Genomic DNA, 8157 nt, shown 5'->3' on the forward strand with positions numbered 1-8157 from the left:
GGCCAAGGACATGCTCGGCCGCGTCATGGAGCGCGTCCAGGGCGAGCACCAGCCGCTCGGCGGCCAGCCGGTGCGGCTGACGCTCGGCCGCCGGACCATCTGCCTGACCCTGACCGCCATGGTGCGCGGTGACGGCCGCAGCCTCGGCACGGCCGTGGAATGGCGCGAGATGACCGGGGACCTCAAGCTCGCGGCCGAGATCGTGGCGCTGGTCGAGGCGGCAGAGGCCGGCGACTTTTCCCGCCGCCTGTCGTCGGAAGGGCAGCCGCTGCCGCTCGGCCACGCGGTCAAGGGGCTTAACCGGATCAACGCCGCGCTCGAAGGCACGTTCGACCAGATGGCCCATGCCGTCGCGGGGGTGACCGAGGGCGATTTCAACCGGCCCATCCCGGTGACCAGCCAGGGCAGCCTGGGCTTCCTTCAGGACAGCCTCAACGAGGCGCTCGGTCATGTCGGCGCGATGCTGGCGACCGTCCGCGACAGCGCGGGCCGGGTTTCGCAGGCCGCCGCTGAGGTCGATGCCGCGACCACGGAGCTCGCGGCCGGCGCCGGACAGGCGGCTGCCGATCTCGGCGAGGCTTCGGCCGCGGCCGAGCAGGTCAAGGCTTCGGTCGGGCGCAGCAGCCTGCGCACCCGCGAGGCCGGCGACATCGCCGGCGAGACGATGAGCGTCGCGAAGCTGGGACAGGGCGTGGTGACCCGCGCCGTCTCCGCGATCGAACGCATCGAAAGCTCGTCGCTGAAGATTTCCGAGATCGTCGGCGTGATCGACGAAATCGCCTTCCAGACCAATCTGCTCGCGCTCAATGCCGCCGTCGAGGCGGCGCGCGCAGGCGATGCCGGCAAGGGTTTCGCCGTGGTCGCCTCCGAGGTGCGTTCGCTGGCGCAGCGCTCGGCACAGGCGGCCAAGGACATCAAGGGATTGATCGCCTCGTCCAACGGGCAGGTCGCCGAGGGCGTCGGCTTCGTCCGCGAGACCGGGAAGGCGCTGGAGCGCATCGTCGCGGCGGCGGACAAGGTCTCGGCGACCGTCTCGGATATTTCCGCCGCCACAGCCGAGCAGGCGCAGGGCGCCGGCGAGATGGGCCGCAGCGTCGCGAAGATGGACAAGGGCGTCAGGCAGAACGCCGATCTTGCCGCGCGCGGCGCGGAGGCGGCGGCTTCGCTCGCCGATCAGGCGGCGGCGCTGCACGCCTATGTCGAAACATTCAACGCCGGCCATGCCGGCGCCAATGGCGCACCGTCGCAGCGGCGCAGCATGGCGCAGGCCGCTCCGCAGCCGCGGGCGATGCCGCAGCCACAGCCGCGCCGTGTCGCTGCCGGTGGCCGCATGGGGATTTGAGAGATGAACAGACCCGCCCCCTCCAATCCCTTCGCCCTCAACCAGCCCGCCATGGCCGACGTCACGCTGACGCGCGACGACATGAAGTTCATCGCGACGCTGGTCTATGAGCAGGCCGGCATCGTCATCCGCGAGCACAAGGAAGCGATGACGCGCGGACGCCTGGCGCGGCGCGTCAAGGCGCTCGGCATGAGCTCGGTCGCGGAATACTGCGCGTTCCTGAAGACGCCGCAGGCGGCGGGCGAGTTGCCCGAACTGATCAACGCGGTGACGACCAACCACACCGCCTTCTTCCGTGAGCGCCACCATTTCGACCATCTGCGCAAGGACGTGATGCCGCGCCTGCTGCAGGAGCGCTCCGGCCGGCGCGGGCGCATCCGTATCTGGTCGGCGGCCTGCTCGTCCGGCGAGGAGCCCTATTCGATCGCTGCATCCTGCCGGGACGTGGTGGGGCCGCGCAGCGATCTCGATTTCAAGATCCTTGCGACCGATATCGACACCGATATCCTGACGCGGGCCGAGGCCGGCATCTATCCGGCCGAGCTGTTCGAGCGCCTGCCCGCCGACGTGAAGCCGATGCTCAAGCTCGAAGGCGGGGCGGGACGGGGCGAGGCCCGGATCAGCGAGGAGCTGCGCCGGATGATCGCCTTCAAGCGCCTGAACCTGATCGAGAAATGGCCGATGAGCGGCCCGTTCGACGTGATCTTCTGCCGCAACGTCTTCATCTATTTCGACACGCAGACCAAGGCCTCGATCCTCGATCGTTTCGTTGCGCTGCTGGCGCCGGGCGGCTTCCTCTATCTTGGGCATTCGGAATCGCTGCCGCAACCGCATCCGAACCTGCGCCTGATCGGCCGCACCATCTACGAGAGGACTGCATGAGCGTTTCCCGGTCCTCCCGCCGCTATTTCGATCCGCGCTTCCAGGCGACGATCATCACCGTCGCGCCGGGCGAGCACGAGATCACCTCCGCCAAGGACGAGATCGTCGCGACCGTGCTCGGCTCCTGCGTCTCGGTCTGCATGCGCGACCCCATCGCCGGCGTCGGCGGCCTCAACCATTTCCTGCTGCCGAAGAACAATGGCGGCTCGGATGCGAGCGCCGGCGAGCGCTATGGCGACACCGCCATGGAAGTCCTCATCAACGACCTGTTGAAGCGCGGCGCCAAGAGGAGCAATTTCGAGGCGAAGGTCTTCGGCGGGGCGCGCGTGCTCTCCGGCGCGACGATGCTGGCGATCGGCGACGGCAACATCGCCTTCGTCAACGAGTTCCTGAAGGTTGAGGGTATTCCGGTGGTCTCGCGGGATGTCGGCGGCACGCGCTCGCGGCGCATCCATTACCAGCCCTCGACGGGACGGGCCTGGGTGCAGCATGTCCAGCCCACGGCGCGCGACAGCGGCCACGAGCAGGAAATCGCCTATCTCAACCGGCTCAAGACGCAGCCGGTGGCTGGTGAAGTGGAGGTCTGGTGATGGTTGTCGCGACGTCTTCCGCCGCTCCGGTCAAGGTTCTCGTCGTCGACGATTCCGTGCTGATGCAGAAGCTGATGACGCAGATCATCAACTCTGCGCCGGGCTTCGAGGTGATCGGCATCGCCGGCAGCGCCGAGGAGGGCTGGGACGCCATCCAGGAGCTCAGGCCCGATGTCGTGACGCTCGATCTCGAATTGCCGGGCCGGCACGGCCTGAAGCTGCTGGCGCGCGTGCTCAAGCAGGACCCGCTGCCGGTGCTGATCGTCTCGGCCTTCGGCGGGCCGGGCGCGGACAACACCATCCAGGCGCTGGAACTGGGCGCGATCGACTTCATCGAGAAGCCCGACGGCACGACCCATACGCTCGACGGCTTCATGAAGCATCTCGTCGCGGCGCTGCAGCGCGCCGCGGCCAGCCGCAAGATGATCTCCGCCGCCCGGCAGATGACGCAGATGGCCGCCGCCGCACCGGCCCGTCCGGCCGCGCTGTCGCGGGAGCCGGCGCGCAGCGGCAAGACCTCGCTGATCGCCATCGGCGCCTCGACCGGCGGCGTGCCGGCCGTGCAGACGGTGATGCGCGATCTCGCCCATCTCAGGCTGCCGATCGTCGTCGTGCAGCATATGCCGCCGGGCTACACGGCGAAGTTCGCGGCGCGGCTCGCGACCGCGACCGGGCTCGACGTGCACGAGGCGAATGACGGAGACAGGCTGCGGCCCGGCATGGCGGTGGTGGCGCCCGGCGGCCCGCGCCATCTCGAGATCGAGGAGCGCCGCGGCGAGTTCGTCTGCGTGCTGCGCGAGGGGCCATTGGTCAGCGGCCATTCGCCTTCCGTCGACGTGATGTTCCATTCCGTGGCCCGCAGCGTCGGCGCCCATGCCGTCGGTATCCTGCTTACCGGCATGGGGCGCGACGGCGCTGACGGTTTGTTAGCCATGCGCAAAGCCGGCGCCGAGACGTTAATCCAAAGCGGGGAAACTTGCGTGGTAAACGGGATGCCGAAAGCGGCCTACGAGTTGGGAGCGACCGAGAGGGTCGTTCCATTGACCCAGATTGGTACCGCGGTCAGCCAGCTGATCGGCGAGAGGCCGAACCTGCGCACCGCGTAAGGAGATTGTTATGTCAAAGGCCAGAAGCGAATACCGCATCCTGGTGGTCGACGACCAGAAGAGCATGCGCGGCCTGGCGACCTATTTCCTCAAGCAGATCGAGTTCCAGGACATCGACGAGGCGGAGAACGCCCGCGAGGCCCTGATGAAGATGCAGACCAAGCGCTACGACCTGCTGCTGCTCGACTGGAACATGGACGGCATGAGCGGCATCGACCTGCTGCGCGCCATCCGCTCGGTGCCGGAACTGAACCAGATCAAGATCATCATGGCGACCTCGGAGCGCTCGGTCGACAAGATGGACGAGGCGACCAGCAACGGCGCCGACCATTACGTCGTGAAGCCCTACGAGCTGCGCGACCTCGAAGTGCGGGTGAAGAAGGTCCTCGCCTGCTGAGTTCTGCCAGCCGAGGCTTGCCGGTCTCGCCATCGTGAAGCGAAGCCCCGCGCCGGCCGGCTGCGGGGCTTTCTGCTTTCCGGCATGATGCCGTCGTTCGGCCGTCGAACCGGAGAGAAGCCATGTCGCCCACGCGCCGCCAGATCGTCGTCGGGATCGCCGGAGCAGCCTCCGCCGGCTTCGCTTCGCGCCCAGCCGCGGCGCAGGCTCTGACGGGCGCCCATGCCTTCGGCTTCGACAAGCCGGACGGACGTCGCATTCCGCTAGCCGACTACCTTGGCCGGCCGATCCTGGTCGTCAACACGGCGACGCGCTGCGGCTATGCCGGGCAGATGGCGACGCTGGAGCAGCTCTGGCAGCGCTATCAGACGCGCGGGCTGATGCTCGTCGCGGTGCCGAGCAACGATTTCGGCGGGCAGGAGCCGCTCGACGGCGCGGCCATCGCCGAGGCTGCACGGCAGAGCTATGGTGCGACCTACACCTTCGCCGAGAAGACCGTGGTGCGCGGGCCGGAGGCGCATCCGTTCTACCGCTGGGCCGCTGCGGAGAAGCCAGCCGACACGCCGCGCTGGAACTTCCACAAATACCTGATCGGCCGCGACGGCGCGCTGCTCGGCGGCTTTTCGGCTGCTACCGATCCGCTCTCGCCGCAGCTCGTGCAGGCGATCGGGCGGGAATTGGCGGCGGGCTGAGCTCTCTTCGCCTTCGCGTCAAAACGCGGGTCATCCCGGACGGAGCGAAGCGAAGATCCGGGATCCATGCCAGAACCTCAATCGGGAGCGCTCCGGCATGGATCCCGGGTCTCCCTGCGGTCGCCCGGGACGACCCGCGTCTCTTACTCTGACGGGAGCTTTTTCACTTCTTCGGCCGGAACGCCGCAATCACCGCCGGATCGGTCTCCAGCCACGGTCCTTCGATCAGGTCGATGCAATAGGGGATCGCAGGCATCACTGCATCCAGGCACTCGGCAATGGCCCGGGGGCGGCCGGGCAGGTTGACGATCAGCGACTTGCCGCGGATGCCGGCCGTCTGGCGCGAGAGGATTGCGGTCGGCACCTTGGCGAGGCTGACCTGCCGCATCAATTCGCCGAAACCGGGCATCGGCTTCTCGACGACGTCCTCGGTTGCCTCCGGCGTGACGTCGCGCGGGGCCGGGCCGGTGCCGCCGGTGGTGACGATCAGGCAGCAGCCCTCCGTGTCGGCGAGATCGCGCAGGGTCTGCGCAATCGTAGCGCGATCATCGGGGATGACGCGTGCGACGGCTTCCCAGGGCGAGGTCAGGACCTTCCGGAAATAGGCGTCGATGGCCGGCCCGCCTTCATCGGCATAGACGCCGGCCGAGGCGCGGTCGGAGACCGTGACGATTCCAATCCGGGCGGTCGCGGTCATCGGCTCTCTCCTGCGAAGCGTTCCGGCTCTATCCGTGGGGACGAAACCCGGTCAAGCGCGTTGGCGAGACCGGCTCAGAGCTTTCCCGGAGGTGCTGTCTTGCGGGATCGGGCTCGCCGCGCGTCCCGCAGGCGCCGGAGCCACATCCGGCTGAAGGCGGCGATCTGCGCCAGCCCGGCGCGGCCCGGGCCGACGCGGATGATCGCATTGGCCATTTCGCGGCGCTCGCCCCAGACATAGGTGCCGGCATCGACGCCCTCGCCGGCGCCGCTGTCGAAGAAGGAGGGCGGTGTGCCGTTGAAATCGGCTTGCAGCATGGCGATCGCCAGGGTCCGTCCGGGCGAATGGCGTCCTTGCGTTTCGTCATAGGCGATCTTGAGGAAATGCCGGCGGTTGCCGCTCTCGACCAGCAGGCCCATGGCAATGGCGCGCCCGTCATGCAGCAGCGTGTCGATCAGCAGCGTGTCATCGTTGGCACAAAGTTCCGCCAGGCGGCGGAAATAGGCGGTGTCGGCGGGCAGGCAGGCAATGGCGGTGCCTTCCTCGCCCTTCCAGCCGGCGGCTTCCAGCGTGAGGAAGGAATCGAGCGCCTCCAGTGCGCCGCGGCCGCGATTGCGCCGGAAGGTGAGGGTGCCTTGCTTGGCCACCGCCCGGAACTGCTGCATGCGCTTCTTGTAGGAAGAGCCGAGTGCGCGGCGCAGATAGGCTTCGAAATTGTCCTCCGGACGCGGGATCATCACCGGGCGGACCCAGCGCTCATAGGTCGAGATCGCGCTGCCGGTCTGGCGGCAGGCTTCGGCCAGCGCCGCGTAGCAGGGCCCGTCGAGCGGGAGCAGCGGCAGCAGCAAACGATGCGGCAGGTCGCGCGAGGCGAGCAGATAGCGCATCAGGGCCCTTGCCGCTTCAGCCGCATGATCGCGGTCGAGCACCGGCAGCGAGGAGACTTCGTAGAGCGGCACAAGCGGGGCCGCGAGGGCGCCCGCGAAGCCGCTGCGCCAGCCGTTCACGCGCCGGAACGCCCAGATTCCGACAAGCTGCTCGAAATCGAGTGCCTCGCTGAGCCAGGCGCAGAGGACGACGATCTCCTCCTCCGGCACGAGCACTGTCGCTGCCGAGACTGCGGCCGGGGCCATATGCGGATTGGGCTCGAGCGCGTGGCGCGCGAGCTCCGCGAAAACCGGCCCCAGCTCCGCGTATGCGGTGGGGCCGAGGCGCCTGACGACGATCGTGCTCAAGAGCGATGGCCGTCCCGGTTCGGCCGGCGCCATTCGCCGCGCAGGGAGAGGACGAAGGCGATGACCTGCGCCGTGGCCCGGTAGAGCTCCTCCGGGATCTGGTCGTCGAGCTCTACCGCCGAAAGCGCCTGCGCGAGGATCGCGTTCTGCTCGACGGCGACGTCATGCTCTCTGGCTGTCTCGACGATGCGTTCGGCCAATTCGCCGCGGCCCTTGGCGGTGACGCGCGGCGCGCCGTGCCCGTCATATTCCAGTGCGACGGCGATCCGGGGCGGCTGCGGCGCGCTCATGACAGGCGGTCCAGAAACTGGCCGGCTGTCGGCTGCATGACGCGCGGTTGGCCGGTCTGGATGTCGATGGCGCCGCTGGCGAAATCCGCATCGAGCAGAGCGCCTTCGAGGCCGGGTGCCGCGCCGCGCAGGAGCTGGCTGGTCTCCTCGCGCTCTGCCCAGATCGAGACGCCGACATCGCGGCCCTGCAAGGTGACGACGCCCTGGAGCGGTCCCATCGGCTCGACATCGAGCGCGAAGCGGATGCGCCAGACCGGCGGGCTCACGCCCTGCGCATCGCGGCGCGGCGGATCGCGTTCGACCTGGAGGGGCAGCATCGAGATGCCCTGCTGGAAGGCGAGCGGAATCTCGGCGAGCCAGCGCTGCGCCGGCTGCGTGCCGTCCTGCCGGGCGGGCTCCAGCGGCAGCGAGGCGTATTGCGTCAGCTTGATCCGGTCGAGCGCGGCATCGGTCTGGTCGAGCAAAGTCTCGGCGATGGCGAGCGGCTTTTCGCCCGGTGCCAGCGAGGGCTCGGTGGCCGCCTGCGGCGCGAGCGGGCCGTCCCGCCGCGGCGGAGCAATGCGGGCGGACGGATCGGGAGCGGGATCGGCCTGCTGGTCTCCCGAGGGAGCGCCGCCGTGATCCCCGCGGCTCGCCTTCGGATCGGGCGAGAGGGAGTCGACGATCGGCAGCAAGGTCTCGCGCAGCGCCTGCAGGCCGGCCTTGAGATCGCCCTGCCTGGGCATGGGCAGCCCCGCAGCCTGCCGCGCTTCGAGGAAGAGGCCGGAGGCTTGGAAAGCTTCCTTGAGCCTGGCGGCGGTCGGGGCCTGCCGCTCGGCCGGCACGGCCTGGGCCAGGACCTGCTGGACCGCGGGCGACAGGGTCCTGGGCAGGGCGAGCGAGATCGTTCCCTGCGCCAGGGCGCGCAGATTGGCGAAGAGCGGGGC

10 protein-coding genes are annotated in these 8157 nt (G+C 68.9%); 6 read left to right on the forward strand and 4 right to left on the reverse strand.

Going from position 1 to position 8157, the window contains the following annotated elements; all coding sequences use genetic code 11:
• The 6 genes from JHD80_RS26020 to JHD80_RS26045 form a co-directional block, all read left to right on the forward strand.
• Positions 1–1342, forward strand: a 1342-nt coding sequence (locus tag JHD80_RS26020; RefSeq protein WP_199093318.1) for a methyl-accepting chemotaxis protein, incomplete at its 5' end; no start/stop codon positions are given.
• 3 nt (positions 1343–1345) lie between these two features.
• A complete protein-coding gene (locus JHD80_RS26025) occupies positions 1346–2224 on the forward strand; it encodes a CheR family methyltransferase (RefSeq protein ID WP_248311786.1) in 879 nt (292 codons plus the stop codon).
• On the forward strand, positions 2221–2814 hold the full coding sequence (locus JHD80_RS26030) for a chemoreceptor glutamine deamidase CheD (RefSeq protein ID WP_199093319.1): 594 nt from the start codon (positions 2221–2223) through the stop codon (positions 2812–2814). Before JHD80_RS26025 ends, JHD80_RS26030 begins: the two co-directional genes overlap by 4 nt.
• Positions 2814–3920 carry a chemotaxis-specific protein-glutamate methyltransferase CheB gene (gene cheB, locus JHD80_RS26035; RefSeq protein WP_199093321.1) on the forward strand — a complete coding sequence of 369 codons (1107 nt, stop codon included), beginning with the start codon at positions 2814–2816 and terminating at the stop codon, positions 3918–3920. The genes JHD80_RS26030 and cheB overlap by 1 nt, the downstream gene beginning before the upstream one ends.
• Before the next feature lie 10 nt (positions 3921–3930).
• Positions 3931–4317, forward strand: coding sequence for a response regulator (locus JHD80_RS26040; protein WP_047578914.1), 387 nt, complete (start codon positions 3931–3933; stop codon positions 4315–4317).
• Positions 4318–4439: 122 nt separating this feature from the next.
• Positions 4440–5009: a glutathione peroxidase gene (locus tag JHD80_RS26045; RefSeq protein ID WP_199093323.1), complete on the forward strand. Its 570-nt coding sequence runs from the start codon at positions 4440–4442 to the stop codon at positions 5007–5009.
• A gap of 163 nt (positions 5010–5172) precedes the next feature.
• On the opposite strand, the gene mog is transcribed toward JHD80_RS26045, so the two are convergent.
• The 4 genes from mog to fliK all read right to left on the reverse strand — a co-directional run.
• Positions 5173–5706: a molybdopterin adenylyltransferase gene (gene mog, locus JHD80_RS26050; protein ID WP_199093325.1), complete on the reverse strand. Its 534-nt coding sequence runs from the start codon at positions 5704–5706 to the stop codon at positions 5173–5175.
• Between the two features lie 74 nt (positions 5707–5780).
• Positions 5781–6941, reverse strand: coding sequence for a GNAT family N-acetyltransferase (locus JHD80_RS26055; RefSeq protein ID WP_199093327.1), 1161 nt, complete (start codon positions 6939–6941; stop codon positions 5781–5783).
• Positions 6938–7231: an EscU/YscU/HrcU family type III secretion system export apparatus switch protein gene (locus tag JHD80_RS26060; RefSeq protein WP_199093329.1), complete on the reverse strand. Its 294-nt coding sequence runs from the start codon at positions 7229–7231 to the stop codon at positions 6938–6940. The genes JHD80_RS26055 and JHD80_RS26060 overlap by 4 nt, the downstream gene beginning before the upstream one ends.
• Positions 7228–8157: flagellar hook-length control protein FliK (gene fliK / locus JHD80_RS26065; protein ID WP_199093331.1), on the reverse strand; the 930-nt coding region annotated here is incomplete at its 5' end. The genes fliK and JHD80_RS26060, both read right to left, overlap by 4 nt.

It is taken from the genome of Allobosea sp. ASV33 (genome assembly GCF_016428755.1).
Taxonomy (GTDB): domain Bacteria; phylum Pseudomonadota; class Alphaproteobacteria; order Rhizobiales; family Beijerinckiaceae; genus Allobosea.